Annotated in this window: 24 protein-coding genes and 1 riboswitch; of the genes, 5 read left to right on the forward strand and 19 right to left on the reverse strand. The window is 65.9% G+C overall.

The genetic code is table 11. From position 1 onward, the window contains the following. Positions 1–41 precede the first annotated feature (41 nt). The 10 genes from ACZ5BT_RS01345 to trmFO form a co-directional block, all read right to left on the reverse strand. Positions 42–1,268 carry an ABC transporter substrate-binding protein gene (locus ACZ5BT_RS01345; RefSeq protein ID WP_464884845.1) on the reverse strand — a complete coding sequence of 409 codons (1,227 nt, stop codon included), beginning with the start codon at positions 1,266–1,268 and terminating at the stop codon, positions 42–44. 73 nt (positions 1,269–1,341) lie between these two features. Then, positions 1,342–2,340, reverse strand: a complete 999-nt coding sequence (locus ACZ5BT_RS01350) for a LacI family DNA-binding transcriptional regulator (RefSeq protein WP_464884846.1) — start codon at positions 2,338–2,340, stop codon at positions 1,342–1,344. Between the two features lie 122 nt (positions 2,341–2,462). Continuing rightward, positions 2,463–3,197, reverse strand: a complete 735-nt coding sequence (locus tag ACZ5BT_RS01355; RefSeq protein ID WP_464884847.1) for an ABC transporter permease — start codon at positions 3,195–3,197, stop codon at positions 2,463–2,465. Continuing rightward, on the reverse strand, positions 3,182–3,928 hold the full coding sequence (locus ACZ5BT_RS01360; RefSeq protein WP_464884848.1) for an ABC transporter ATP-binding protein: 747 nt from the start codon (positions 3,926–3,928) through the stop codon (positions 3,182–3,184). Before ACZ5BT_RS01360 ends, ACZ5BT_RS01355 begins: the two co-directional genes overlap by 16 nt. Continuing rightward, positions 3,915–4,916 carry an ABC transporter substrate-binding protein gene (locus tag ACZ5BT_RS01365; protein WP_464884849.1) on the reverse strand — a complete coding sequence of 334 codons (1,002 nt, stop codon included), beginning with the start codon at positions 4,914–4,916 and terminating at the stop codon, positions 3,915–3,917. Before ACZ5BT_RS01365 ends, ACZ5BT_RS01360 begins: the two co-directional genes overlap by 14 nt. Positions 4,917–4,997: 81 nt before the next feature. Further along, positions 4,998–5,930 carry a DNA double-strand break repair nuclease NurA gene (locus tag ACZ5BT_RS01370; RefSeq protein WP_464884850.1) on the reverse strand — a complete coding sequence of 311 codons (933 nt, stop codon included), beginning with the start codon at positions 5,928–5,930 and terminating at the stop codon, positions 4,998–5,000. 11 nt (positions 5,931–5,941) lie between these two features. Continuing rightward, positions 5,942–7,021: a tetratricopeptide repeat protein gene (locus ACZ5BT_RS01375; RefSeq protein ID WP_464884851.1), complete on the reverse strand. Its 1,080-nt coding sequence runs from the start codon at positions 7,019–7,021 to the stop codon at positions 5,942–5,944. Positions 7,022–7,029: 8 nt separating this feature from the next. Continuing rightward, a complete protein-coding gene (locus ACZ5BT_RS01380) occupies positions 7,030–8,283 on the reverse strand; it encodes an ATP-dependent protease ATPase subunit HslU (protein ID WP_464884852.1) in 1,254 nt (417 codons plus the stop codon). Then, positions 8,280–8,822, reverse strand: a complete 543-nt coding sequence (gene hslV, locus ACZ5BT_RS01385; protein ID WP_464884853.1) for an ATP-dependent protease subunit HslV — start codon at positions 8,820–8,822, stop codon at positions 8,280–8,282. Before hslV ends, ACZ5BT_RS01380 begins: the two co-directional genes overlap by 4 nt. 11 nt (positions 8,823–8,833) lie before the next feature. Then, positions 8,834–10,186 carry a methylenetetrahydrofolate--tRNA-(uracil(54)-C(5))-methyltransferase (FADH(2)-oxidizing) TrmFO gene (trmFO, locus tag ACZ5BT_RS01390; protein ID WP_464884854.1) on the reverse strand — a complete coding sequence of 451 codons (1,353 nt, stop codon included), beginning with the start codon at positions 10,184–10,186 and terminating at the stop codon, positions 8,834–8,836. A gap of 75 nt (positions 10,187–10,261) precedes the next feature. Here trmFO and namA point away from each other — a divergent pair, with 75 nt between their 5' ends. Next, positions 10,262–11,320, forward strand: a complete 1,059-nt coding sequence (namA, locus tag ACZ5BT_RS01395) for an NADPH dehydrogenase NamA (RefSeq protein WP_464884855.1) — start codon at positions 10,262–10,264, stop codon at positions 11,318–11,320. Between the two features lie 105 nt (positions 11,321–11,425). Here the strand turns inward: namA and ACZ5BT_RS01400 are convergent, their stop codons facing one another. The 5 genes from ACZ5BT_RS01400 to ACZ5BT_RS01420 are packed head-to-tail and all read right to left on the reverse strand — an operon-like array spanning position 11,426 to position 17,371. Further along, positions 11,426–12,301, reverse strand: coding sequence for a 3-hydroxyacyl-CoA dehydrogenase family protein (locus ACZ5BT_RS01400; protein ID WP_464884856.1), 876 nt, complete (start codon positions 12,299–12,301; stop codon positions 11,426–11,428). 37 nt (positions 12,302–12,338) lie between these two features. Beyond that, on the reverse strand, positions 12,339–13,955 hold the full coding sequence (gene cimA / locus ACZ5BT_RS01405; protein WP_464884857.1) for a citramalate synthase: 1,617 nt from the start codon (positions 13,953–13,955) through the stop codon (positions 12,339–12,341). A gap of 19 nt (positions 13,956–13,974) precedes the next feature. Further along, a complete protein-coding gene (locus tag ACZ5BT_RS01410) occupies positions 13,975–14,916 on the reverse strand; it encodes a CAP domain-containing protein (protein ID WP_464884858.1) in 942 nt (313 codons plus the stop codon). 11 nt (positions 14,917–14,927) lie between these two features. Further along, complete coding sequence (locus ACZ5BT_RS01415; protein WP_464884859.1) at positions 14,928–16,151, reverse strand: M16 family metallopeptidase; 1,224 nt, start codon at positions 16,149–16,151, stop codon at positions 14,928–14,930. Continuing rightward, positions 16,148–17,371, reverse strand: a complete 1,224-nt coding sequence (locus tag ACZ5BT_RS01420; protein ID WP_464885738.1) for a M16 family metallopeptidase — start codon at positions 17,369–17,371, stop codon at positions 16,148–16,150. The genes ACZ5BT_RS01415 and ACZ5BT_RS01420 overlap by 4 nt, the downstream gene beginning before the upstream one ends. 83 nt (positions 17,372–17,454) lie before the next feature. Between ACZ5BT_RS01420 and ACZ5BT_RS01425 the strand changes: the two genes are divergently transcribed. Beyond that, positions 17,455–17,898 (forward strand): universal stress protein, encoded by a 444-nt coding sequence (locus ACZ5BT_RS01425; RefSeq protein WP_464884860.1) that lies wholly within the window; start codon positions 17,455–17,457, stop codon positions 17,896–17,898. Positions 17,899–17,994: 96 nt separating this feature from the next. Here ACZ5BT_RS01425 and ribH read toward each other — a convergent pair whose 3' ends face one another. The 4 genes from ribH to ribD form a co-directional block, all read right to left on the reverse strand. Next, positions 17,995–18,456, reverse strand: a complete 462-nt coding sequence (gene ribH / locus ACZ5BT_RS01430) for a 6,7-dimethyl-8-ribityllumazine synthase (RefSeq protein ID WP_464884861.1) — start codon at positions 18,454–18,456, stop codon at positions 17,995–17,997. Between the two features lie 110 nt (positions 18,457–18,566). Further along, positions 18,567–19,760 (reverse strand): bifunctional 3,4-dihydroxy-2-butanone-4-phosphate synthase/GTP cyclohydrolase II, encoded by a 1,194-nt coding sequence (locus ACZ5BT_RS01435; RefSeq protein ID WP_464884862.1) that lies wholly within the window; start codon positions 19,758–19,760, stop codon positions 18,567–18,569. Continuing rightward, positions 19,757–20,344: a riboflavin synthase gene (locus ACZ5BT_RS01440; protein ID WP_464884863.1), complete on the reverse strand. Its 588-nt coding sequence runs from the start codon at positions 20,342–20,344 to the stop codon at positions 19,757–19,759. Before ACZ5BT_RS01440 ends, ACZ5BT_RS01435 begins: the two co-directional genes overlap by 4 nt. Beyond that, positions 20,345–21,469 carry a bifunctional diaminohydroxyphosphoribosylaminopyrimidine deaminase/5-amino-6-(5-phosphoribosylamino)uracil reductase RibD gene (ribD, locus tag ACZ5BT_RS01445; protein WP_464885739.1) on the reverse strand — a complete coding sequence of 375 codons (1,125 nt, stop codon included), beginning with the start codon at positions 21,467–21,469 and terminating at the stop codon, positions 20,345–20,347. A 32-nt stretch (positions 21,470–21,501) separates the two neighbouring features. After that, positions 21,502–21,622: riboswitch (FMN riboswitch) on the reverse strand. A 188-nt stretch (positions 21,623–21,810) separates the two neighbouring features. Between ribD and ACZ5BT_RS01450 the strand changes: the two genes are divergently transcribed. From ACZ5BT_RS01450 to ACZ5BT_RS01460, 3 genes are read left to right on the forward strand one after another with little or no spacing between them, the layout of a single operon-like run. Further along, entirely contained in the window at positions 21,811–22,965 is a 1,155-nt protein-coding gene (locus tag ACZ5BT_RS01450; protein ID WP_464884864.1) for an acyl-CoA dehydrogenase family protein, read from the forward strand. Positions 22,966–22,979: 14 nt separating this feature from the next. Further along, positions 22,980–23,741, forward strand: coding sequence for an electron transfer flavoprotein subunit beta/FixA family protein (locus ACZ5BT_RS01455; protein WP_464884865.1), 762 nt, complete (start codon positions 22,980–22,982; stop codon positions 23,739–23,741). A gap of 56 nt (positions 23,742–23,797) precedes the next feature. After that, a complete protein-coding gene (locus tag ACZ5BT_RS01460) occupies positions 23,798–24,760 on the forward strand; it encodes an electron transfer flavoprotein subunit alpha/FixB family protein (protein ID WP_464884866.1) in 963 nt (320 codons plus the stop codon). Positions 24,761–24,769: the final 9 nt, after the last annotated feature.

Below are 24,769 nucleotides of genomic sequence, written 5' to 3' on the forward strand. Positions count from 1 at the left end.
TGGTGGAATTGCCCCGGCCATATTGCCGGGGCAATTCCCACTCAGCGCTTGCCGGTCAGCGCATCGAGCTTTTCCTGGGCGTCGGCGAGCGCCTGATCCACCGACTTCTCGCCAAGAAGCACCGAGGAAAGCGCATCATCGAGAATCTGCTTCCACTCGCCGCCATACTGCTGGAACTTAAACGGCAAAACGTGCCCTTTGAGCGAGCCCTGGAAGACCACCCGGTTCAGCTCGGGTTCTTTGCCGTAGCGCTGGAAGTAGGGGTTGTTGGCCAGGGCCTTCCGGCTCGGAATGGCAAGCCCCCGCTCGAGGACCCACTGCTGGGCCTCGGGGCTCGTCAGCGCCTTGAGCACCTTCACCGCCGCGTCCTTGACCTTCGAGCCCGAGTACAGGCTCCAGGAAACGGTGAAGATGTAGTTGCCGCGCTGACCGCTCACAGGATCCTTGGGCATGAAGGTGGTGCCGTAGGGCAGGTTCGGCGCCTGGTCACGCAGGAAGCCACCGATCCAGGCGCCTTCCATGGCGGTGGCGACGTTTTCGGTAGCGAAGCAGCCACCGGTCCAGCCCTGACCCATGTCCTGGGCCAACACGCCCACGCCGCGCTTTTTGAGCCCGGTGTACCACTCGAACGCCCTGCGGAAACGCGCATCGAGGACCGTCCGGCCGTTCTCGTCAAAGGGTTTCCAGCCGGTGGCGAAGGCAAAGGCACCGAAACGGGCGAAATCCGGCACCAGGCAGGTCCCGTCCACGTCCCCGAGCTTTTCCGCCACCTGCTTGAGCTTGGCCTCGAAGGTCGTCCAGGTATCCTGCTGGTCGGGGTAGGGCACGCCGGCTTCGTCGAAGAGGTCCTTGTTGTACTCGATGGCCAGGGTGTTGAAGTCCTTGGCGATGCCGTAGAGCTTGCCTTTATAACGGAAGGCATCGACCAGACTGGGGATAAAGGCCTGGATCTCTTCCTTGGTGAAGTAGTCGTCCAGGGGCGCGACCTTACCCGAAGCGAAGACGCCTTCGGACCAGAACACATCAACGTAGAAGAGGTCCGGCGCGGTTCCCGCTGAGAGGGCGTTCAAAAGCCACTGGGTGTAGTCGCCTTCGATCGGTTCATAGACGACCTTGATGCCCTCTTTGTCCATCATGGGCTGCACGACTTCTTTAAGCAGCCCGTTCACAACGGCGATGTCTGTGCCGCCCCAGCCCGAGATACGAACCGTGGTCTGGGCCAAAGCCAGCCCCAAAAGGGCGGTGAGGATCACCAACAACCGCTTCATGGAAAACCTCCTCGAAAGAGGATCACTACGCAAAAACCCTTGGCCTCGCTGCTCAAACCGAGCAGCCCTTACCTCACTCTTCCCCCCAGTCCCCACCTCCCTTCGCCGTGGTCCCCCTGACCACCAGCTGCACCGGGACCCGCACCCCGTGCGGGGTGTGCCCACTCAGGGCCTCCTGCAACAGGGTGCCGACGGTGCGGGCGATGGCGGCGATATCCTGCCGCACCGTGGTCAGCCCGGTCCCGAGCCCGGGCAGGTCGTCGTAACCGACGAGGGAGACCGAAGCGGGCACCGAAAGCCCGAGGTCGGAAAGCGCCGCCTGGGCACCGATCGCCATCTCGTCGCTCGCCGCGAACACGGCGCTAAAACGCAATCCCCCTTCCCAGGCGCGGCGCAGCACGCGATAAGCGCTGAGCGAGGAAAAGTCACCATCGAGCACCAGCTCTTTTCGGAAGGGGACCCCGTACTCCATGAGCGCACGCTTGTAGCCCGAAAGCCGCTCGCGCCCCGCCTGGTGGTGAAGGTGGCCGGTGAGATGAAGGATACGCCGGTGCCCGAGCTCAAGCAGGTGCCGGGTGGCGAGATACCCGCCTTCCTCGTCATCCGGGGCCACCCAAAAGGCGCCGGGATAGACGCCAACCAAAACGAAAGGCGTCCCTTCGCGGAAAAGGCGCTCAAGGCGAGGGTCGTGATCGTGGGCGCCGAGCAGAACGTAGCCCCGGGCGGGCTCGAGCGGCAGTCCTGCCGGATCGGTCGCGACCTCGCGGACGAGGAATCCCTCCCGCCACAGAGCTTCGGTGAGGTGTTCGTAGAGCAGGGTGAAGTACGGCGTAAAGCGGGGCATGCCCGGGACCTGGAGCACGCCGATGGTGCTGGCCGCCCCGCCCGAGAGCTCGCGAGCCACGGGGTTGGGCGCGTACCCGAGCTGCCGGACCGCCTCGAGCACCCGGGCCCGGGTTTCGGGGCGCACCCCCTTCCGACCGTTCAAGACCCGGCTCACGGTGCCGATGGAAACCCCGGCCAGCTTGGCCACCTCGTGAATGGTTACCTGCCCGCGCTTGTCCGACCGCACCCACGACCTCCTTGTAAACGTTTACATCCTCGGACCGCGCCTATTATAGCAGCTAAGTCCCGGCCGTCAATGAAAACGTTTACGGCCGGGGATGCAAAGGCGTTTGCGCGAGACTTGCGGGCTTATCTGACCTTCCAGACCAGGAGCTTGGCCTCAATGCGTCCGAACAAATAGAACAATACAAGCACGAAAGCCATGATGAGGACGATCAAGGCCAGGGTGAGCGAGGCATTATAAGTGCTCTGAGCAAAGGAGAGTAGGTAGCCGAGCCCCCGGCTCGCCGCGACGAACTCGCCGACCACCGCCCCGGTGAACGCAAAGCCCACCGCCACCTTCAGCGAGGAGAGCACCCAGGCCATGACCGAGGGGAGGTAGACCTCGGTGAGCAACCAGCGCCGCCCGCCGCCCAGGGTGCGAACCCGTTCGACCAACCGCGGATCCACATCCTTGACGCCAGAGTAGACCGCGAAGAAGACGAGCACGGTGACCAGAACCAGCGAGAGCGCCACCTTCGAACCGAGGCCGATCCCGAACCAGATCACCATGAGCGGCGCCAGGATCACCCGGGGCACGGCGTTAAAGAGCATCATGATCGGTTCGAAGAGGTCTGCGGCCAAGGGGACCAGGGCGGCGAAAAGCCCAAGGCCGCCGCCGATGAGGAGCCCCAGGAAAAGGCCGAGCAGGGCGGCGGCGAAGGTGGCCTCGAGGTGGGGCCAGATCTCACCCCGGACGAAAAGGCCAATCAGGACCGCCACGATCTGGTGCGGCGGCGGGGCGTAAAAGGGGTTGATCCAGCCGAGGAGCCCCCCCACTTCCCACAGCGAAAGTAGCCCCAGCAAGCTCAAAGCGCGGCGCACCGGACCATCTCCTCGAGGTCCTCCCAGAGCTGTTTCACCATGCGTCCGAAACGGGGGTCGGCCTTGATCCCCACCGGATCGCGCGGCCTTGCAAATGGCACCGGGTAGTGCTTTTTGATCCTGGCCCCTGGGCCCCGGCTGAGCAGCGCCACCCGGTCGGCCAGGGCCAACGCCTCCTCCAGGTCGTGGGTGACCAGCAAGACCGCGATCCCCGATTTTTCAACCCAGGAGAGCAGATCCATGGTCACTTCCATGCGCACGATGGCGTCGAGAGCGGCGAAGGGCTCGTCCATGAGCAAAAGGCGGGGGCGGAGCGCCAGCACCTGGGCCAGGGCCACCCGCTTGCGCTGACCTCCAGAGAGCTGGTGGGGGAAGCGGTCACCAAGGCCCTCCAGCCCCAGCCGGGCCAGCCAGGCCTCGGCCTCCTCGAGGGCCTTTTTCCGCTCCCAGCCCCGCATCAAAAGGCCGAGGGCGACGTTTTGGCGCGCGCTCCGCCACGGCAAAAGGGCGTCCTCCTGGAAAAGGTAGCCAACGGCGTCGCTTTGAATCGAAAGCGTGATCTTCCCGGAGGCAACGGGTTGAAGCCCGACCACCGAGCGCAAGATGGTACTCTTACCGCTGCCGGACGGACCGACCAAACTGACGAACTCCCCGGCACCGACCTCCAGGTCCACCCCATCCAAGACCAGGTGACCACCGATCTCTACGCGCAGATCCTCAACTTTTAGCACCTTCGAGCACCTCGGGCAAGAAGAGTTCTCTCCACTGAAAGCCTGCTGGGAGCAATCCGGCGAGCTTTTGCGCCTCGACCACCCGCGCCGCGGCCTCAAGATCGAGGCGGGTGGTGCGCGGGTAGATGCTCTTGCGATAGCGCTCGACGATCGCATCGAGCTGCTTGCGGTTCCCACCGGCGATCAGCGCCGAGGGCAGGGCGTCGACGATCAAGCGCCCGGGGGCGGCGTGGATGAACTCGAGCGCGGCCTCGAGCGCCTTCGAAAGCCGCCGCATCTCATCCAGCCGCTCCTCCACCTCGTCCTTTCGCACCACCACCCCTAAAAAGGCATAGCTCCCGCCGAGGTAGCGCCGCGTCTGTTCCAGATCCATGAAGTTGACCAGGACGCGTCCCCCCTGGGCCAGCAACAAGGTCAGCGCCGGTTCCTGCACCATGCCCGCCTCCAGATGGCCGACGCGAAGCGCCTCGAAGAGGTTCGGACCCATGGTGGCAAAGCGGATCCGCGAGGCATCCACCCCCGCCTTGGCCAGGAGGTAGAGCAAGAGCGCGTGGTCGGCATTCCCCAGCGCCGAGATGCCGACGGTCTTGCCCTCGAGGTCTTCTAGGGTCCGGATCTTCGCGCTCGCCTTCGGCGCCACCGCGAGCGCGAAGAGGGGGAGCCGCCCGCTGGCGGCAAAGCGCCGGATCGGGGCGCCGTTTTTATAGGCCTGCAGCTGGGCATCGAGGCTGGTGGCGGCATAATCCACCGCCCGCCCCACCAGCGCCTGGAGGGCCGCCCCGCCCCCGCGCGCGTAGATCAGCTCGACGTTTAACCCCTGCTCGGCGAAATAGCCCCGCTTCTGGGCCACCACGTAGGGCAGAATGCATAGCGTCTGCGAGCAAAAGGCCAAGCGGATTCGCCTGCCTTTGGCAAAGGCCAAGCCCCCAGCCGCCAGTCCCAAAACCCCTCCGATGAATCGTCTCCGGTCGAGCCCGCAGCAATCCATAACCCCTCCTCGCCTCCATATATGCCCATGAGCCTTATATTGTCAAGGGTATAGGGTCACGAATCGATTCCGGCGGCGCGGTCAGCCGGCAATCCAGCGGCTCACCGCCCGGCGAATGAGCTCACGGCTACCCATGCGGCGGCGCAACTCGCGCTCGAGCCCGCCCACCGGAACCAGGTTCGACGGTGCCCGCGGATCCCGGTAGGGCTCCGAGGCCAGGCGAACCAGGGCATCGAGGGCATACCGCGCCAGCAGGACGGCCTCCTCGGACCCCTCGGCGTCGGTCTCGACCCGGACTAGGCCGCTCGCAGCGCTGTACGGCGTGGAAGGGTGGAGCGGGAGCCGGATGTACCAGCTGAAAAACGCCCTGGGCGTCCGGCGGGCTTCAGGCGGGACCGCGAAGACCGGGGTTCGCTCGCCGGCCTTTAAAGCGGCGAGGATCGGCTGGTGCTCGGGGGCGAGATAACTCTGGTAGTGGCTTTTGACATAACCGATGCGGCTTTTGGTCACCTTTCCCCCCGACTCCGGCTGGTAAAAAAGCGGGCCGTCGTGAATCACCAGCGCCTCGGGAACGCGCCTCGCCCAGGTCTCACCGAGCGCCCACTCATCGCGGCGCCGAAGGGCCCTCGCTCTTTGCAAAAGCCCTTCGTGATCGAGCTCGGGCGTGCGGTGGAAGGTGTAGGCGAGTCGGGGGCCGAGGATCAGATCCTCACCCTCCGGGGCCAAAAACACCCGCCGGACGCTCAGCGGTTCGGCGAAAGTCACGCCCCCCGCATCCCTGAGCACCGCCCCCACGGCGTAGGAAAACAAAAGGCCGAGGGAACGCCCCTCGACCCGTACGAACGCCTCTGCCCGCTCCACCCCATCGACGAACACCCAGGGGCCCGGGTGCGTAAGCGCGTCGGACACCGGGGCCCAGGGGGTTTCAACCGGGCGACCCGCCAGCGCCGGGCGGGCCTCCTCCCCCCAAGCCCCGCTTTGATCGGGGTCCCAGGCCTCCAGCTTCAACCGCACACCGGCGCCCCCTACTTCTTCACCCGATCCAGCGCCTCCCGGGCCTTGGTGAGCTGAGGGTTGACCTTGAGGGCCTCGGCATACTGCGCCCGGGCGCCCTCGAGGTCACCGTAACGTTCATTCGCGACCCCGAGCCAGTAGTGATAGTCGGCGCTCTCCGGTGCCAGCACCACCGCCTTGGTCAGGTAGTAGCGCGCTTTTTCCGGGTCATTCTTTTGCAAATAGGCCTGTCCCAGGTAGTAGTAGGCTTCGGGGTAGGAAAGCGGGCGCAGGTCGACCGTTTTTTCCAGGGCCTCGATGGCGCCCTCGAGGTCCCCCTGCTTCAGCCGAACCTGGCCCAGGTAATCCCAGGCCAGGGCGTTCTTCGCATCGAGCGCGACCGCATCGGCCAGGACTGACTCGGCCTTTTTGAGATCGCCCCGCACCGCGAGCAAAGCCCCGTATCGGGCCCTGAGGTAGGCGTCTTTCGGCGAAGCCTTCACCGCCCGCTCAAGCGCGGTGATGGCGGCGTCGAGCTTGCCCATATTCAGGTGGGCCATGGCCAGGTTATAGAGCAAGAGCGGGTCATCCGGCCGCAGGCTCAGCGCCTTCTGAAACGCCTCGACCGCTCTATCGCCCCGATCCATCAGCCGGTAGACGAGGCCCTCCTGGGTGTAGACCGAGGGGTCGTTGGGAGAGACCCGCTCGGCGTCTTTAAGCACCGAAAGCGCCCGGGCCAGGTGGACCTTGGCCGCGTCTCGGTCGTCGGCCTCGACGTAGAGCCGCGCGTAGGCTTCGGCCAGCGCCACGTAGGCCGGCGTGAATTTGGCGTCGAGGGCGATCGCGCGCTTGAGGTTCTCGATGGCGGGGTTGACCAGCCCCAGCTTGAGCTGCACCCGCCCCAGGCCATAGAGCGCCCGCGAGCTCTGGGGCTCCTTTTCCACCGCTTGCTTAAAGGCAATCAGTGCGGCGTCGTAGGCACCCTCGGCATAGTACTCGTTGCCGAGGAGCATCCAGGCCTCGGGGGTGAGCTGGGCATTCTCTTTCGTCCCCTGGGCCATGGCGGTGGCCATCAGGGCCACGGTTAGGAAGGGGTAAAACCAACGGCGCATCTCTCCTCCTAAAGAATGTACCTGGAAAGGTCTTCGCGGGCCATCACCGAATCGAGCCGTTCCCGGACATAGGCCTCGGTGACCACGACCTTGCCGAGCTCGGTCTGGAAGCTGATCTCTTCCAGGACGCGCTCGAGCACCGTGTGCAACCGGCGGGCCCCGATGTCCTCGAGTTCCTGGTTCGCCCGGTGTGCGTAACGGGCCACCGCCCGGATGGCCTCGGGCGTAAACTCAACCTCGGTGCCGTCCGCAGCCAAAAGCGCGGTGTACTGGCGGATCAGCGAAGACTCGGTCTGGGTCAGGATCTTCTCAAAATCCTCGGCAGAAAGCGGCGTGAGCTCGACGCGGATGGGAAATCGCCCCTGCAACTCGGGGATGAGGTCCGAGGGCTTGGCCACGTGGAAGGCGCCGGCCCCGATGAAGAGCACGTGCTCGGTCGAGATCGGCCCCAAACGGGTATTCACGACGGTCCCCTCAACGATGGGCAAGAGGTCGCGCTGGACGCCCTCGCCGGATACATCGGGGCCCCGCACCCCGTCGTTGGAAGCGATCTTGTCGATCTCGTCGATGAAGACGATGCCGTCCTCCTGGGCCCGGCGCACCGCCTCCTGGCTCACCTCTTCCTTATCCACCATCAGCTCGGCTTCCTGAGCCTTGAGCACCTCGCGCGCCTCGCGCACCCGCATACGCCGGCGAGCGCGGCGCTTCGGGAGCAACCCCGAGAGCATATCGGAAAGCCCTTGCATCTGCTCGCCACCCAGCATGCCCATGAACGGGAGCTGGGGCTCCTCAGCCACCTCGATCTCGACCAGGCGCTGATCGTGACGGCCGGCCTCGACCTCATAGAGCGGGGCCCCGAGCAAGCTCGCCAGCTGCTCGTTGGCGCGGCGGAGCGCCTCCTCGGCCACCTCGGCGGTCTTTTCCTGCATCACCAGCTGGTAGGCCACTTCGGCCAGATCCCGAACGATCGAGTCCACGTCGCGGCCGACGTAACCGACCTCGGTAAACTTGGTGGCTTCGATCTTCAAAAAAGGCGCCCGCGCCAGACGGGCAAGGCGTCTGGCGATTTCGGTCTTCCCCACCCCGGTCGGGCCCATCATCAGGATGTTTTTCGGAATCACTTCCCGGGCCAATTCCGGGGGGAGCTTCTTGCGCCGGTAACGGTTCCTTAGCGCTACCGCCACCGCGCGCTTGGCCTCGCTCTGGCCAATCACGAATTTGTCGAGCTCGGCGACGATCTGGGCCGGCGTGAGTTCGGTCATGATGTCTCCCCCAAAGTCAATACGGTGATCTCGCCCCCAGAGTAAATATCGACCTCGGCAGCGATGCCGAGGGCGGCGCGAACGATCTCGGGCGCGGAGAGATCGCTGTGTCTGAGCAGGGCCTTGGCCGCAGAGAGCGCGTATGCCGAACCACTCCCCACGCCCAAAACGGGCTCGTCGGGCGCGATCACCTCACCCGAGCCCGAAAGGAGCAGCATCTGTTCGCGATCAGCCACGATCATCATCGCTTCCAGCTGGCGCAGGATGCGATCGGTCCGCCACAGCTTGACCGTTTCCACCGCGGCCCTGAGCAGGCTGCCCCGAGCCGCGCGGAGTTGCTCTTCGAACTTCTCCAAAAGGGTAAAGGCGTCGCCGACGCTGCCGGCAAACCCGGCCAGGACGTCGCCCTCGAGGCGGCGCACCTTGACGGCGCCGCGCTTCATGACCGTGTTGCCCAAGGTCACCTGGCCGTCGCCGGCCAGCGCGGTCACACCGTCCTTGCGGACCGCCAGGATCGTGGTGCCATGGAGTGCACTCATCAGCATTGAGGCTAACCGGGGCGGGTTAAGTCGGGGTGAGAGGCGGCCTCGACGCCCGGCAGCAACGCGCGCAGCCAGCCCTCGAAGGCCTGAATCCCCCGCCGGTACATCTCGAGGCGCCGCTCTTTCTTCGACCCCCGGGTCCGTACCGCCGGCACCAGCCCCCAGTTCGCGTTCATCGGCTGGAAGTTCTCCGGATTGGCACGGGCTAAAAATCGCACCAGACCCCCGAGCATGCTCGCCTCTGGCGGCACCACCGGCGCCTGGCCATGGATCCACCGGGCTGCGTTCAGCCCGGCCAGCCATCCCGTGGCGGCGGACTCGAGGTAGCCTTCCACCCCGGCCAGCACCCCAGCGACGAAGACACGCGGCAGCGACTTGAGCGCCAGAGATTCATCGATGAGGCGCGGCGCGTTCAGGTACGTGTTCCGGTGCATCACCCCGTAGCGCACGATCTCTGCATGCTCAAGCCCCGGAATCAGCCGCACCACCGTCTTTTGGTCCCCCCACTTGAGGCCGGTTTGAAAACCCACCAGGCTCCACATCCGCCCGGCCCGGTCCTCACGGCGGAGCTGGACCACGGCGAAGGGGGTCTTTCCGCTGCGCGGATCGGCCAGGCCCACCGGCTTGAGCGGGCCGAAAACCGGCGTTTGATAACCCCGCCTGGCGAGTTCCTCAATCGGCATGCAGCCCTCGAAGAACTCGAGCTTTTCCCAGTCGTGCGGCGTGTGCCGGCGGGCGCAGGCCAAAGCCTCGTAAAAGCGACGGTATTCCTCCTCGCTCATCGGGCAGTTGATGTAGTCGGGATCTTGATCGTAACGACCCGCGAAGTAGCAGACATCCATGTTGATGCTTTCAAAGAGCACCACCGGTGCCGCGGCGTCGTAGAAGGCGAGGAAGTTGTCGCCGAGCAAACCCCGCAGATGCTCGGCCAGCCCGTCCGAGGTCAGCGGCCCGGTGGCCAGCACCACCGCACCGTCTTCCGGCAGCCGCGTCACTTCCTGACGGATCACCTCGATGCGGGCATCCCCCGACACCCGTTCGGTGATGTAGCCGGCGAAGATCTCCCGATCCACGGCCAGGGCCCCTCCGGCAGGCACCCGGGCACGGTCCGCGGCTTCCATCACCACGCTCCCCGCGCGACGCATCTCCGCCTGCAAAAGCCCCTTGGCGTTGGTCTCGCTCTCCCCACCGAGCGAATTCGAGCAGACGAGCTCTGCCAAGCGGTCGGTCTGGTGAGCGGGGGTCATCTTGCTGGGGCGCATCTCGTAAAGGCGCACCCGCGCCCCGAGCCGGGCGGCGGCCAAGGCCGCCTCGCTGCCGGCGAGTCCGCCACCGATGATATGGAGCGTGCCGTCGTTCACAGGGCGAGTGTAACCGGGCGCGGGCTGCTGGAAGGTAAGGCCACCCCTTTTGGGGCCAGGGGGTAGTTTAGAACTATGGCACGCACCATGCTCTTTTCACCCTGGAAACAGCGCGACCTCGAAGTGAAAAACCGCATCGTGATGTCACCGATGTGCATGTACCGGGCGAAGGACGACGGCAAGGTGACCCCCTGGCACCAGATCCACTACGCCACCCGGGCCGTGGGCGGGGTGGGGGTGGTGATGCTCGAGGCCACCGCGATCACGCCACCCGGACGCATCAGCCCCCATGACTTAGGGCTTTGGTCGGACGACCAGATTCCCGCCCTCGCCACGCTCACCCGCACTCTGAAAGAACTCGGCGCCGTGCCGGCGGTTCAGCTCGCCCACGCGGGGCGAAAGGCGGGGGTCAACCGGGAAGGGCGCCCGATCGACGGCTGGACCCGCATCGCTCCCAGCGCCCTGCCCTTTTCGCAGAACTTCCCGGCACCGAGCGCCATGTCGGATGAGGATCTCGAGGCCACCCGAAAGGCCTGGGTGGCGGCGGCGGAACGGGCGCTCGCCGCGGGGTTTGAGGTCATCGAGCTGCACATGGCCCACGGCTACCTCATGCACCAGTTCCTCTCTCCGCTCTCAAACCAGCGCACCGACGCCTACGGCGGGCGCTTGGAAAACCGCATGCGCTTTCCTCTCGAGGTGGCCCGGGCCGTCCGCGCCGTCTGGCCCGATTCGAAACCGCTGTGGGTCCGGATCTCGGCCACCGACTGGGCCGAGGGCGGCTGGGACCTCCCGGACTCGATCGCCTTCGCCCGAGCCCTCAAGACGATCGGGGTCGACCTGATCGACGTCTCGTCCGGGGGGACGCTGCCGAACGTCAGGCCGCCGGTGGCCCCGGGGTACCAGGTACCCTTCGCCGCCCGAATCCGGGCCGAGGCTCAAATCGCCACCGGGGCGGTGGGGCTCATCACCCAACCCGAACAGGCGGAGACCATCCTGCAAAGCGGGCAAGCCGACCTCATCTTCCTCGGGCGGACCCTGCTTCGCCACCCCTACTGGCCGATCGAAGCCGCCCTAAGCCTTGGGGAGCCCCCCGAAATCCCCCGCCCCTACCTGCGCGCTTATCCTCGAGGGTAGGCAAAGGCCCCAGCGAGTGCGCTGGGGCCTTCCCTTCCCGATCGCCTTTTTTCGAGGGTGACGGCGCGAGAATGGCGGTGGTTGGCGTTTGCCGCGGCGGGTTCCTTAGCTTGAGATCTTCTTGCCGCGCTCGTCGTACCGGTAAAAGCCCTGGCCGCTCTTTTTCCCGAGCATCCCCGCCTGGACCATCTTCTTCAAAAGCGGCGAGGGACGGTACTTCGAGTCATTGAAGCCCTCGTAGAGGACCTCCATGATGGCGAGTACGGTGTCGAGGCCGATAAAGTCGGCCAGCTCCAGCGGTCCCATCGGGTGGTTCATGCCGAGCTTCATTACCGCGTCCACCGCCTCGGGCGTCGCCACCCCCTCGAACACCGCCTGGATTGCCTCGTTGAGCATGGGGATGAGCACCCGGTTGGAAACGAAACCGGGGTAGTCGTTCACTTCAACCGGCGTCTTCCCCATTCGCCGGGCCACCTCGACCACCACCCCGGCGGTCTCGTCGGAGGTCCGGTGCCCCCGAATCACCTCGACCAAAACCATGAGGGGGACCGGGTTCATGAAGTGCATGCCGATGAAACGCTCGGGACGGCTCGTGGCCGAAGCCAGTTTGGTGATGGGGATCGAGGAGGTGTTGGAGGCCAGGATACCCTCGGGTTTCACGATGGCGTCGAGACGCTCAAAAAGCTCGACCTTGGCCGCCTCGTTCTCGATGATGGCCTCCACCACCAAGTCGCAATCGGCGAAGTCCTCAAGCGAAAGCGTGGTCTGGATGCGGGCGAGCGTGGCATCGTGCGCTTCCTGGGACAGCTTTCCCTTTTCGACGAACTTGGCCAACGAGCGCCGAATGGCGTTCATTCCCCGCTCGAGGAACCGCTGTTCAACGTCGCGCAAAACCACGCTAAAACCGGCCTGGGCCGCGACCTGAGCGATGCCCGAACCCATCTGCCCCGCACCGACGACGCCGATCTTCCTCACTTCCATCGCGTACCTCCGCCCTTCAATTTACCGTTGTCGGGCCTCAGTCGAGCCCCTCGAGCACCAAACCCCGGCGCTCGGCCTCGGTGTAGAGCGCGTACTCCACCCCATCCAAAAGCGCCCGCCAGGCAGCCTGGATCATATCGGCGGAGATGCCGATGGTGGTGAAGCTCCGCCGACCGTCGTCGAAGGTGATGGTGACCCGGGCCTTGAGCTCGGCCCTGGTCCGGTGGTAGAAGGTCTTCACCCGCACCGACTTCAAGCCCAGACCTCCGACATAGGCCCCCAGTTCGCCAAGGCCGCTCCTCGCGTCGCTCAGCGCCTCCTTGAGCACGGTGAAGAGGGTGGTGATGGGCCCCGCGCCTTCGGCGGCGACGTACTCGGTCCGATTGCCGAGCTGCACGCGAAGGCTCGCTTCCACCACCGGCTGCACCTTGCCGCGGATCACCTCGAAAAGGCGCAGGCGCTCGACGGCGATCCAGGGCCGGAAGCGGCCGGTGAGCTTGCCCAGGATGAGCTCGTAACTGGCAGCAGCATCCTCGTAGGTGTACCCTTCCCGCTCAAGGCGCAAGAGCTCCTCCCGGATCCGCTGGTTGGCGGCGGTATCCTCTGTGAGGTCTACGCCAAAGCGGCGGGCCAGGGCCTCGAGGTAACTGGCCCGGGCAATCCCGGGGAAGAGCAACCGCCGTTCGTTCCCCACCGCCTCCGGGGGGATCGGTTCGTAGGACTCGGGGTCGGAGAGCACAGCTGAAATGTGTGCGTGGGTACGGTGAGCAAACACCTTGTAGCCCACGAAGGGGTGGTAGTCGAGCTCGCCCACGCCGACCTTGTTGACGATCGCCCTCACCACCGGCGTCAAGTGGCGGAGCGCTTCATCGGAAACGGCGTCAATGCCCATTCGCAGCTTGAGAATGGGCAAAAGGGTGGCGAGGTCGGTGATGCCGCAGCGGGCCCCGTAACCGCCCATCGAACCCTGAACGTGCCGGGCGCCGGCCTCGATGGCAGCGATGGCCGCCGCCACCGCGAGCCCGCCGTCGTTGTGGCCGTGAAAGCCAACCGGAACCTCCCCCGCCACGTCCACGACCTGCCGGGTGTAGGCCTCGATTTCCCGCGGCAGCGTCACCCCGTTGGAATCTCCGAGGTCAATGATGTCGGCGCCGGCCTCGAGCGCGGCCCCGACCACCGCCATGGGGTAGTCGCAACCCCGACGGCAGGCGTCGAAGAAGTGCTCGGCGGTGAAGATGACCTCCTTGCCTTGATCCTTGAAGTAGGCCACGGTATCCCGGACCATGCGCAGGTTTTCCTCGAGTGAGGTCCGGATCACCTTCTCCACGTGGAGCTCCCAGGCCTTGCCGTAAACGTGCACGGTCGGGGTTTCGGCCCGGAGCATCACCTTCACGTTGGGATCGCGCGAGGGCGGGGTTTCCGGCCTGCGGGTCGATCCAAACACGGTCAGCTTGCCGCGAAGACCCATCTCGCGTGCCCGCTCGAAGACCTCCAGGTCTTCGGGGAACTGGTAAGGCCAGCCGGCCTCGAGATAGTCGATCTCCAGTTGGTCGAGCAGCTCGAGCACCTCGAGCTTGTCCTCGACGGTGAAGGAAACCCCCTCCGCGAGCATCCCGTCGCGCAAGGTCGTGTCCAAAAGGGTCACGGGTTTCATGGTTCCACCTTAACCCCATTCAAGGCGCGCTGCCTTCTTCCGGGCTCGGGGGTTCGAAAAGGGGAATCCGGTAGACGCCAACGCCCCCCTGCCCCAGCCACAAATAGCGCCAGGCGGCGGGGGCAAAGAGCGAGCCCCGGCCCTCAACCACCTCCAGCGTCTTCGGCGGCTCGCCGTAGGCCACGAGGTAGCGACCGGCAGGAAGGCTGAACAGAAACCTCACCCCCCGCACCCGGACCCGCCGCCGGGCGTAGCGCAGCCGGACCCGATCGCCCCAGCGACAAACCCCCTGCTCGCAAACCAGGGAAAGGTACCCCCGGTCGGTGGGAAGGCCGAGACGAACCTCCGCCGAAAGGGGGAGGACATAGCGCCGATCGACCGACCCTGGGGCCAGGGTCTCATGGAGGAAACCGTTGACGATCAGGGCCACCGGAACCGAGGTCGTCCCGGCGAGCGTAAACGAGACCACCCAGCCCTCCTCCCAAAAACGGTGGAGCTCTAGGGCAAAGGGCTGGTAGGCGAACTCCTGTACCGCCACCGTGCGCTCGCCTCGGGTCACCACCGCCACCGCCGTGTGGGTGAACTGCCCCTGCAAAAGGTTTTTTCGGTGGGGCGGGCTCTGAAGCCAGGCCTCGACCGCCCGGGCGGCGAAGTCACCCGGGCGTTTGCCATCGAGCTCGTAGAGGTTCTCCGCGACCTTGACCGCGAAGACACCGGCACGCCAAAAGCGCGCCTCGGGGGTCGGTCCCCCCGGGCCCTGGTGTCCGAAATAGCCCCGGGCGATCATGTCCTCGGCGTGGGCGCGCGCCGCCCGGTAGAGCTTCTCGTCAAAGGCCAGCGCCTGGAGGCCCCGGGCGAGCCGGGCCCGGTTGGCCTCCTTAAGGACAGCCTCTTCGAGCGGCGAAACGGCGAGAACGCGAACCGCCAGGAGGGCGAGAACCAGGGGCAGCCAGCGCCGCATCGCCCCACCCTTCATCCAGGTCCGAGCCGGTAAAAGAGCGCCGAGGCAAAGGGGTCATCCTCGAGGACCTCGAGCACCGCGCGCCGGTCCACGGCCTTCACCTTGGAAAGAACATCCGAAAGAGGTTCGTAGGTCTCGGTGTAGACGTAGCTGAGCCCGAGGTGAAACAGCCGGCTCATCGGTGTCTCCCCGGCAAAGACCACCGAGGTCGCCATCTTGGTCTTGGCCCGCTCGATCTCATCCTCCCCCGGTGTATCCCGCCGCAGTTCGGCCAGCACCGCCTCGAGCGCCTCGGCCACGCTGGCTTCGTTTTCCGGCCGGGCGCTGGCGTAGACGTAAAAGCTCCCGAGGCCGTCGTTCTCCTCGTGCCCCGCCCCGAAGGACTCCACCAACCCGGTATCAAAGAGCGCCCAGTAAAGCCGGCTCGAACTGGCGTCCCCGAGCAGGTGGGCGAGGATCGAGGCGGGGTAGCGGCGCGGATCACGGGCCGCATACCCCGGGGCCATCACGACGAAGTACGTCTGCCGCGCTCGCTCGTAGGTCTCGCGCACCGCCTCGCGACTCGGGGCGTGGGGCGGGTAGGCTCGCGGCGCCTCACCGCTCGGCCAGTCCTCGGTCAGCGCCGCCGCCAGATCCAAAACCTCGTGCCAGTCGATCCGCCCGGCAAAGGCGAGCACCATGTTCCCCGGCAGGTAGCGGCGGCGGTGGTAGTCCACCATCTGATCGCGGGTGAGCCGGGTGATGCTCTCGGTGGTTCCGAGGACGCTCTTGCCCAAAGGATGCCCCCGGAAATAGCGGGCCCGCGCCCGCTCAAAGGCCACCGACTCCGGCCGGTCGGCATAGAGAGCGATCTCCTCGAGGATCACCTTCTTCTCGGTCTCGAAGTCTTCCTGGCGAATCGCCGGGCGCATCAAGCGGGTCAACAGCCGCAAAAGCTCGGGAATGAGCTCAGGGAGCACCGCACCGTAAAACACCGTGTTTTCCTCGGAGGTGTAGGCGTTGTACTGCGCCCCCAGGCGGTCAAAGGCCAAATTGACCTCCAGGCCCGTCAGCGTCTCGTCCCCTTTGAAGACCATGTGCTCGAGGAAATGGCTCACCCCGGCGAGAGACTCGGGCTCGTCGCGGGCACCGGTTTTGACGAAGTAGCCCATGGCGGCGCTCGCGGCGTCGGGGTCGATCTCGGCGATCACGGTCAGCCCGTTTTGCAAACGCGCCAGTTGAAACTCAACACTCACGACGCCACCTCCAAAGGTCCGAGCACGCCTTCCCAGGGTTCATCGTAGGGATGGCGGGCCAAAAAGGCGTTCATTCGCTCCAGATCCACCGCCTCGACCTCGCGTTGCATCTCGGAGAGCGTCCTCGGGCGGCCGAAGAGGAACACGTCCCGCACCAGCGCGCCGACGCGGGCCCTGGCCGACTCCCCCTGCATGACGAGTGCGCTCTTCACGCCGATCTTGGCCCGGTCAAGCTCCTCCCCGCTCACGCCCGCGGCGAGCCGGGCGATCTCTTCCTTTAAAAGCCCAAGCGTCGCCTGAGCCCGCTCGGGCGTGGTCCCCGCGTAGGCGGCCAGGTACCCCCAGCCCTTCACCGAACCCGGGCTGGCGTGGACCGAGTACACGAGACCCCGCTTCTCTCGAATCTCGGTGAAGAGGCGGCTGCCCATACCTCCCGAGAGCACCTGGGCCGCGAGCCGGGCGACGTAGAAATCGGGGTGGCCCGGGGGAACGTCACGGTAATAAAGGCCGATTTGCACCTGGGCGGTCTGTTCCGGCCAGTGCCGCGCGTGCGGCCGGGTGAGCGAGGGGGTCGGCAGAGCCGACGGCCCCCCGCGCCAATCGCCCAAGGTCTCGGTCACCCGATCGAGCACTTCATCAAAGGTGACGCCACCGGTGACCGCAAGAATCGCCCCTTTTGGGCCGTACCGACGCGCGAACGACGCCCGTACCGCCTCGGGGGTCAAGCGGGCCAGGCTCTCAAAGCTGCCCTCGACATTCCGGCGGTGAGGGCTCGAAAAGACCTCCGCCCGCAGCCGGGTGAACAGCTTTCTCGGAGGATTGTCTTCGAGTCCCGCGAGCTCTTCTTCCACGCTTTTGACCGAGGAGGCAAAGCTCGCATCATCGAGCCAGGGCCGAACCAGGAGGTCGGCGAAGAGCCTGAGCGCGGGGGCAAAGTTCTCCCCGAGCATGGCGGCGGAGAAGGTGGTGTACTCAAGGCCGGCCGAACTCCCGCGGCGGATCCCCAGCGTATCCAGGGCGTGCGCGAACCCCTTGGCATCGTGGGTGCCCGCCCCCTTCCACAGCCACCGCTCGAGGACGGCCGCCGCGCCCTCCAACCCCTCGGGATCGGTGGTGGCGCCGGCGGGAATCAAAAATCCGAAGGCCACGCCGGGCTTTCCCGGGTGTTCCTCTACCACCAGGGTCAAACCGTTGGCGAGGCGTGTCTGCCGAATCTCCATCACACCGGCGAGTATACGCGGCCCCCGACCCATTCGCGCACCGGCCGATCGCAATCGCGTAGAATGGGTGCAAGGAGGTCGAAATGAAACGCATCCTCATGCCGATCGACGGCAGCCCCTGTAGCATGGAGGCCATAAAAACCGGCCTCGATCTGGCGCAGCGGCTTGCGGCCGAGGTCTGTTTCCTCTATGCCCTGGAAAACCCCATGGGGGCGCTCTGGGTCACCCCCGAGGCCGTCCCCTACGCCTTTGACCTGATCGAGGATTTAAAAAAGAGCGCCGAGGAAGCGCTTAAGGAGGCCGAGCGAATGGCCCAGGACAAGGGGGTCACGGTCTCAACCAAACTGGTCGAGGATGGCAATCCGGTGCGGGCCATCGTCGAGGCCGCCAAGGCCTACGACCTGATCGTGATGGGCACCCACGGACGAACCGGCCTCGACCGCATCCTCCTGGGTTCGGTCACCGAGGGGGTCTTGCGCCGGACCGAAACGCCGGTGCTGGTGGTGCGCTGCAAGGAGAAGGCCTAAGAACCGCGCCGTGGCGTTTGCCATCGCGGGGACCCCGGCCAATTGCAACGACCGCCAATCCCACCCCGGCACGTTGAAAAACCCGCGATGGCACGCTCAAAGCGCCGCCAGCGCCCTTACCAGCTCAACCGCAGCCATCACCGCGTCGGCCCCCTTGTTGCCGGCCTTGCTCCCGGCACGCTCCTGGGCCTGCTCGAGGGTGTCGGTGGTGAGCACCGCGTTGAGCACCGGCACCCCGGTGTCGAGCTGGACCTTCATCAGTCCCGCGGCCGACTGCCCCGCCACCACCTCGAAGTGATACGTCGCGCCCCGGATGACGGCCCCAAGGGCGATGATCGCGTCCACGCTGCCCGTCTCCGCCAGCCGCCGGGCGGCCACCGGCAGCTCCAACGCCCCGGGTACCCAAAGCACGGTCACGTCATCCTCAGCGCCCCCGAGCCGGCGGTAGGCATCGAGGGCCCCCTCGAGCAGCGACCGGGTCACCAGATCGTTAAAGCGACTCACCACAAAACCGAGCTTGATCCCTTTGGCGTTCAGCGAACCTTCGATCACCCGCATTCGAACCTCCCTCAGTAAGCACCCACGAGCTTTTTAGCATACGGATGCAGCTTGGCACTCACTCACCTTTTTCACGGGGCCCCGCCGTGGCTTTCGCCACGGTGGGGCGCTTAGTCCATCCAGTGCCCGAGCTTCTCTTTCTTGGCCTTCAGGTAACGGGCGTTATGCGCGTTGTCGCCCGCACGCAGGGGCACCCGCTCGACGATCTCGATACCGTAGCCCGAAAGGGCCCGGATCTTACGCGGATTGTTGGTGAGCAAGCGAACCTTTCGCACCCCCAGATCATAGAGAATCTGAGCCCCGACGCCATAGTCGCGGAGGTCGGGAGGAAAGCCGAGCGCCAAGTTCGCCTCGACCGTATCCAGTCCGGCATCCTGGAGGTGGTAGGCCTTGATTTTATTCACCAGACCGATCCCCCGCCCTTCCTGCCGCAGGTAGACGAGCACGCCCCGACCGGCCTCGGCGATCTTCCTCATGGCCAGATCGCGCTGAAAACCGCAGTCGCAGCGCAGAGAATGCAGGGCGTCGCCGGTGAGGCACTCCGAGTGCATACGGACCAGCACCGGTTCATCCCCCCCCAGCTCACCCATGACCAGGGCCGCGTGCTCTTCTCCGGTGACCTGGTCACGGTAACCGATGATCGTAAACTCGCCGTAATCGGTGGGGAGTTTGGCCTCGGCTTCCCGGGTCACGAAGCCATCGCCGAGCGAGAGCCGGTAGCGGATGAGGTCGGCGATGGTGGCGATCTTGAGTCCGTGTGCTTCGGCAAAGGCCTCGAGGTCCGAAAGGCGGGCCATCGAACCGTCGTCCTTCATGATCTCGATCAAGGCTCCGGCGGGAAACAGGCCGGCCAGCCGCATCAGGTCGACCGTCGCCTCGGTGTGACCGGCCCGGCGCAAGACGCCACCCTTTCGGGCAATGAGCGGAAAGACATGACCCGGCCTGCGGAAATCGTCCGCTCGGGCCTCGGGATCGGCGAGCAGGCGGATGGTCTCTGCCCGTTCAAAGGCGCTGATCCCGGTGGTCACACCCCGGGCGTCGACGCTCACCGTGAACGCGGTCCCCTGGGGATCGGTGTTCTTTTCGACCATGGGCCGGAGGTCGAGGGCGTCGGCCCGCTCGGAGGTCAGCGCCACGCACAGCAACCCCCGGGCTTCCTTGACCGCGAAGTTGACGAGGTCGGGGCTTGCGAACTGGGCGGGGAAAATGAGATCCCCCTCGTTCTCCCGGTCCTCGTCGTCCACCACGATCACCGGCCGTCCGTGACGGAGCTCTTCGAGAATTTCAGGAATCCCGGCGATCATCGCGCCTCCACCAGCCGCGCCAGGTAGCGCGCGATCAGGTCGACCTCGAGGTTCACCGCATCCCCCACCCGCAAGGCGCCGAGGGTGGTGACCTCGAGGGTATGGGGGATGAGGGTCACCGAAAAAATCCGGTCACGCACGCTGGCCACGGTGAGGGACACCCCGTCGATCGAAATCGAACCCTTCTCGGCGACGTACTTTTTGAGCTCGTTCGGCACCTCGACAAAGAGGTCGTTCGCCCCCGGCCGGCGCTCGAAGCGCACCACCCGGCCCACACCATCGACGTGACCGCTCACGAAGTGACCCCCGAGCCGGTCGCCAACCCTCAGGGCGCGCTCAAGGTTCACCGGCACCCCGACCCGCCAACGGGGGGCGGTGCGGGCCACGGTCTCCTTGGCCACGTCGACCACAAAGGCCCCGGGCCTTTTCTCCACCACGGTGAGGCAGGGGCCGCTCACCGCGATCGAGTCACCGATGCGCGTGTCCTCGAGGACCTTCTCGGCCTCGATCACCACCCGCAGATTCCCCGCCCGCTCGCGAACCTCGCGAATCGTGCCAACCTCCTCGATGATCCCGGTAAACACCTATCCAACCTCCTTCCACACGGGCAAGGCCTCGATCCAGAGGTCGTCGCCCAAAACCTCCTGCCGCTCGATGGAAAGCCCGACCGAGCCCCCAAGCCCGGGGGCAAACCCCTCGATCACCCCCCGCCCCTCGCCCAAAAGCCGGGGCGCGAGGAAGAGCGAGACCCGGTCGACCAGCCGACGGCGGAAAAAGGCGCCGGCGAGCCTCGGGCCGCCCTCGAGGAGCACCGAGGTGAGCCCGGCATCAAAGAGCCACCGCAGGCCTTGCGAAACCTCAAGGCCATCCTGGGTTCGGGGGAGGGTCACCACCTCGGCGCCGGCGGCCCGGAGCGCTTCGATTCGAGAACGATCCGCGCCCTCGCCCACGAAGATCACCGCCCGGCCGCGCTCAAGCAGCCGCGCCGTGGGGGGGGTGCGCGCCGAAGCGTCGAACACCACGGGAACGGGGTCCTTCAGCGCCGGCGGCTCGCGCATCCAGGGAAACGGACGGAAGTCGGGATCGCGCACCGTGAGCCGGGGATCGTCGGCCAAAACCGTACCCACGCCGACCACCACCGCCGCCGCCTCCTGGCGAAAGGCGTGGGCCACGCGGCGGGATGAGGGGCCGGTGATCCACTGGCTCTTGCCCTTGGGGTCGGCGACCCGGCCGTCCAGCGTGGCCCCAGCCTTGAAGCGGACGAAGGGTCGACCCTTTTCGACCGCGGTAAAAAAGGCACGGTTTTGGGCCCGGAGCTCGTCGGCTAAGCCCGCCACCACCACCTCGATCCCGGCCGCCCGCAGCCGCTCCAGGCCACCCCGCGCCTTGGGGTTTGGATCGCGCCCGGCGACGACCACCCGAGCCACCCGGGCTTGCAACAAGGCGAGCGAACAGGGGGGCGTCCGCCCGCTGTGATCGCAGGGCTCGAGCGTCACGTAGACCGTGGCCCCCTCCGCCAATCTCCCCGCCTGGCGCAGCGCAAAGATCTCGGCGTGCGGGGCCCCGGCCCTGGGGTGATACCCCTCCCCCACCACGCGCCCCTCCCTGACCACCACCGCGCCCACCAGGGGGTTCGGGTGCGTGTGCCCCCGGGCACGTTCAGCCAGCTGGAAGGCCAGTTGTAGGAAACGATGGTCCGTCTCGCTCAGTCCATGCACAAGGCGGAGCTTAAAGCTCCATTCACCTCCTTCTCCCATCCGGACTTTCACCGTCGGCCCCGGAATTTCACCGGGTCGGGCCCTTTTCGGGCTTCGCGGGCTTTCACCGCCGGTCGGGAATTCCACCCTGCCCCGAAGGAGGGCACGTTTTCGGTGCCTATCGCACCCAGTCCACAGATTAACGCATTTCACCCCCAAAGGGGGCACCACGCTTCCCACATTGCGCTTTTTCCACGGCCAGGCTGGAAGACGTTACGATAGGTCGTGCTTGCAGGGCTCGCGAAAATTCTTATACTGAGTCAAAGGATGCGGGCCCGGCCCGGGAGGTGGATATGCCGCTAGACTTCACGCTCACTGATGAACAGATCGAGATCCAAAAGCTCGCCCGCCGGTTCGCCCGGGAGCAGGTGCTCCCCCTGGCTCGCGAATACGACGAGACGGAAAAAACGCCCTGGCCCCTGGTCGAAAAGCTCTTCGAGATCGGCCTTTTAAACGTCACCATTCCCGAAGCCCACGGAGGCCTCGGACTGGGGATGGTCGAAGAGGTGATCATCGGCGAAGAGCTGGCCTGGGCCGACATGGGGTTTTTCACCATTCCCATGGCCAGCGAACTCGGGATCACCCCGGTGCTGATCGCGGGCTCGGAAGAGCAAAAGGCGCGCTTCTTGCGCCCCCTGACCGAAAAGCCGGCGCTGGCCGCCTTCGCCCTTTCCGAGCCGGGGAACGGATCGGACGCCGCGGCGCTGAAAACGCGCGCTGAACGGGTGGGCGACCACTACATCCTGAACGGCACCAAGATGTGGATCAGTAACGCCGCCGAGGCGGAGTGGATGGTGGTCTTTGCCACCTTCGACCCCGGGCTTCGCCACAAGGGCGTCGTCGCCCTGGTGGTCGAACGCGACCGGGACGGGGTTGCCTTCAACAAGATCCACGGCAAGATGGGCCAGCGCGCCGCCCCCACCCACGAGGTGGTCCTCGAGGACGTTAAGGTTCCGGTAGCAAACCGGCTGGGCGAAGAAGGCGAGGGCTTCAAGATCGCCATGCTCACCCTGGACAAGACCCGCATCCCGGTGGCGGCGGGCAGCGTCGGCGTCGCCCGCCGGGCCCTGGAGGAGTCGGCCAAGTACGCTAAAGAACGCGAGGCCTTCGGGCGGCCGATTATCGACCTGCAGGCCATCCAGTTCAAGCTCGCCGACATGATGATCGGGCTCGAGACCGCCCGCATGTACACCTACTACGCGGCCTGGCTCGCCGACCGTGGCGACCCCAGGCACATCTACGCCAGCGCCATCGCCAAGGCCTACGCCTCGGAAATCGCCTTCGACGCGGCCAACGAGGCCATCCAGATCCACGGCGGCTACGGCTACGTCAACGACTTCCCGGTGGAGAAGCTCCTCCGGGACGTCAAGCTCAACCAGATCTACGAAGGCACCAACGAGATCCAGCGGGTCATCATCGCCCGGCACATCAAAAAGAACATCCCCTAGGGAAAGGAGGCATCATGAAGTTCGTAGCGGTCATCAGGCAGGTTCCAGACGGTGAGGCCAAGCTCAGGGAAGACGGCGGCAAGGTGGACCTCTCCGGGGCCACCATGATCCTCGACCAGATGGACGAATACGCGGTCGAGGAAATCATTCAGCTCAAGGAAAAGCACGGTGGGGAGGCGGTGGTTGTGGCCTTTGGGCCCGAACGCACCAAGGAAACCATCCGTACCGCCCTGGCCATGGGCGCGGACCGGGCCGTGCTCGTCAAACACGAGGGGTACGTGGACCCGATCACCGAGGCCCGGGCCCTGGCCAAGGTCCTCGAGGAAGAAGCCCCGACCGTGGTCTTTACCGGCGGTCAGCAGGCGGACTGGGACAGCCAGGCCCTGGGGGCGGCCCTCGCCGAAGCCCTTGGCTGGCCCAGCGTGACCTGGACCACGAGCTTTACCCTCGAGGGCGAAGGTGAGGCCAAGGCACGGCACGACCTCGACGAAGGGGCCGAGGTGGTCAAGGTCGCCCTGCCGGCGGTGTTCACCACCCAGCAGGGTCTCAACGAGCCCCGTTACCCCACGCTGCCCGGGATCATGAAGGCCAAGAAAAAGGAGATCAAGGAGATCCCAGCGAGCGAGCTCGGCGTTTCCGGCAGCAAGGTCGAAATCCTCGCTCAGGAGATCGTCAAAATCGAGCGCAAACAGAAGATCCTCGAGGGCACCAAGGCTCCGGAAGAAGCGGCTCGCGAGTTGATCAAGCTCCTCCACGAGGAGGCCAAGGTCATCTAGATCACCCCGCGCGGCCTCCGCACCCGCGAAGGCCGCGAGAGAGGAAGGAGGCGCAGATGGTTCTCGTTGTCCTGGATCACGACGGCAGCAAGCTGAAAAAGGGTGGCCTGGAGGCGGTCAGCCGCGCCAGGGAACTGGCGGCGGCGCTCGGAACCCAGGTCGCGGGGTTAATCATTGGCCAGGGCCTGGATGCCGTGGCCAGCGAAGCCAAGCGTTTCGTCGATACGCTCTATGTGGTCGACGGGCCCGAATTCGCCCAGTACACGGCGGAAAAATGGACCGCGGCCGCATTCGCCGCGGCCAAGGAGAGCGGCGCCAAGGCGGTCGTGGCCCCCGCCTCCCGCACCGGGCGCAGCTGGACGCCGAGGCTTGCGGCCCGGCTGGATGCCGCCCTCCTTGAGGACGTGCTGGAAGTCGCCCCCGAGACCGAGCGGGTGGTGGCCAAGAAATACAGCTTTCTGAACCGGGTCCTCGAAACCCAGGCCGCGGCCTACCCGGTGGTGGTCACCACCAAACCCAACGCCGCCCCGGTCGCCGAGCCAGCGGGCGAGGGGCGGGTCCAGGCCCTCCCGGTCACCCTGGGCGACCTGGAAAGCAAGGTCCAGGTCCTGGAGCAGATTCAGGAGGAGAAAAAGCGCGTCTCGCTCACCGAGGCCAACATCGTGGTCACCGGCGGGCGGGGTATGGGTTCGCCGGAGGCCTTCGCCATGGTCGAAACCCTGGCCGACCTCCTCGGCGGAGCCGTGGGCGCGACGCGGGCCGTGGTCGACGCCGGCTGGCGGCCTTACGCCGAGCAGGTGGGCCAGACCGGGAAGACCGTGCAACCCACCGTCTACTTCGCCTTGGGCGTCTCCGGCGCGGTTCAGCACCAGGCGGGAATGAACAAGAGCAAGGTGGTGGTCGCGGTCAACAAGGACCCGGACGCACCGATCTTCAAGGAAACCGACTACGGCATTATCGGCGACGTTCACCAGGTGCTGCCGGCGATGATCGAGGCGGTCAAAAACCTCAAATCCTAACCGCCGCCA

Source organism: Vulcanithermus mediatlanticus (assembly GCF_055385885.1).

Bases quoted from the DNA above. Each gene is read 5' to 3' on its own strand.
- ACZ5BT_RS01380 (WP_464884852.1), bottom strand. From the start codon at position 8,283: ATGACCGAACTCACGCCGGCCCAGATCGTCGCCGAGCTCGACAAATTC.
- namA (WP_464884855.1), top strand. From the start codon at position 10,262: ATGGCACGCACCATGCTCTTTTCACCCTGGAAACAGCGCGACCTCGAA.
- ACZ5BT_RS01435 (WP_464884862.1), bottom strand. From the start codon at position 19,760: ATGATCGCCGGGATTCCTGAAATTCTCGAAGAGCTCCGTCACGGACGG.
- ACZ5BT_RS01455 (WP_464884865.1), top strand. From the start codon at position 22,980: ATGAAGTTCGTAGCGGTCATCAGGCAGGTTCCAGACGGTGAGGCCAAG.
- ACZ5BT_RS01420 (WP_464885738.1), bottom strand. From the start codon at position 17,371: ATGGAGATTCGGCAGACACGCCTCGCCAACGGTTTGACCCTGGTGGTA.
- ACZ5BT_RS01400 (WP_464884856.1), bottom strand. From the start codon at position 12,301: ATGGAAGTGAGGAAGATCGGCGTCGTCGGTGCGGGGCAGATGGGTTCG.
- ACZ5BT_RS01410 (WP_464884858.1), bottom strand. From the start codon at position 14,916: ATGCGGCGCTGGCTGCCCCTGGTTCTCGCCCTCCTGGCGGTTCGCGTT.
- cimA (WP_464884857.1), bottom strand. From the start codon at position 13,955: ATGAAACCCGTGACCCTTTTGGACACGACCTTGCGCGACGGGATGCTC.
- ACZ5BT_RS01460 (WP_464884866.1), top strand. From the start codon at position 23,798: ATGGTTCTCGTTGTCCTGGATCACGACGGCAGCAAGCTGAAAAAGGGT.
- ACZ5BT_RS01425 (WP_464884860.1), top strand. From the start codon at position 17,455: ATGAAACGCATCCTCATGCCGATCGACGGCAGCCCCTGTAGCATGGAG.
- ACZ5BT_RS01450 (WP_464884864.1), top strand. From the start codon at position 21,811: ATGCCGCTAGACTTCACGCTCACTGATGAACAGATCGAGATCCAAAAG.
- ribH (WP_464884861.1), bottom strand. From the start codon at position 18,456: ATGCGGGTGATCGAAGGTTCGCTGAACGCCAAAGGGATCAAGCTCGGT.
- ACZ5BT_RS01375 (WP_464884851.1), bottom strand. From the start codon at position 7,021: ATGCGCCGTTGGTTTTACCCCTTCCTAACCGTGGCCCTGATGGCCACC.
- ACZ5BT_RS01365 (WP_464884849.1), bottom strand. From the start codon at position 4,916: ATGGATTGCTGCGGGCTCGACCGGAGACGATTCATCGGAGGGGTTTTG.
- ACZ5BT_RS01345 (WP_464884845.1), bottom strand. From the start codon at position 1,268: ATGAAGCGGTTGTTGGTGATCCTCACCGCCCTTTTGGGGCTGGCTTTG.
- hslV (WP_464884853.1), bottom strand. From the start codon at position 8,822: ATGAGTGCACTCCATGGCACCACGATCCTGGCGGTCCGCAAGGACGGT.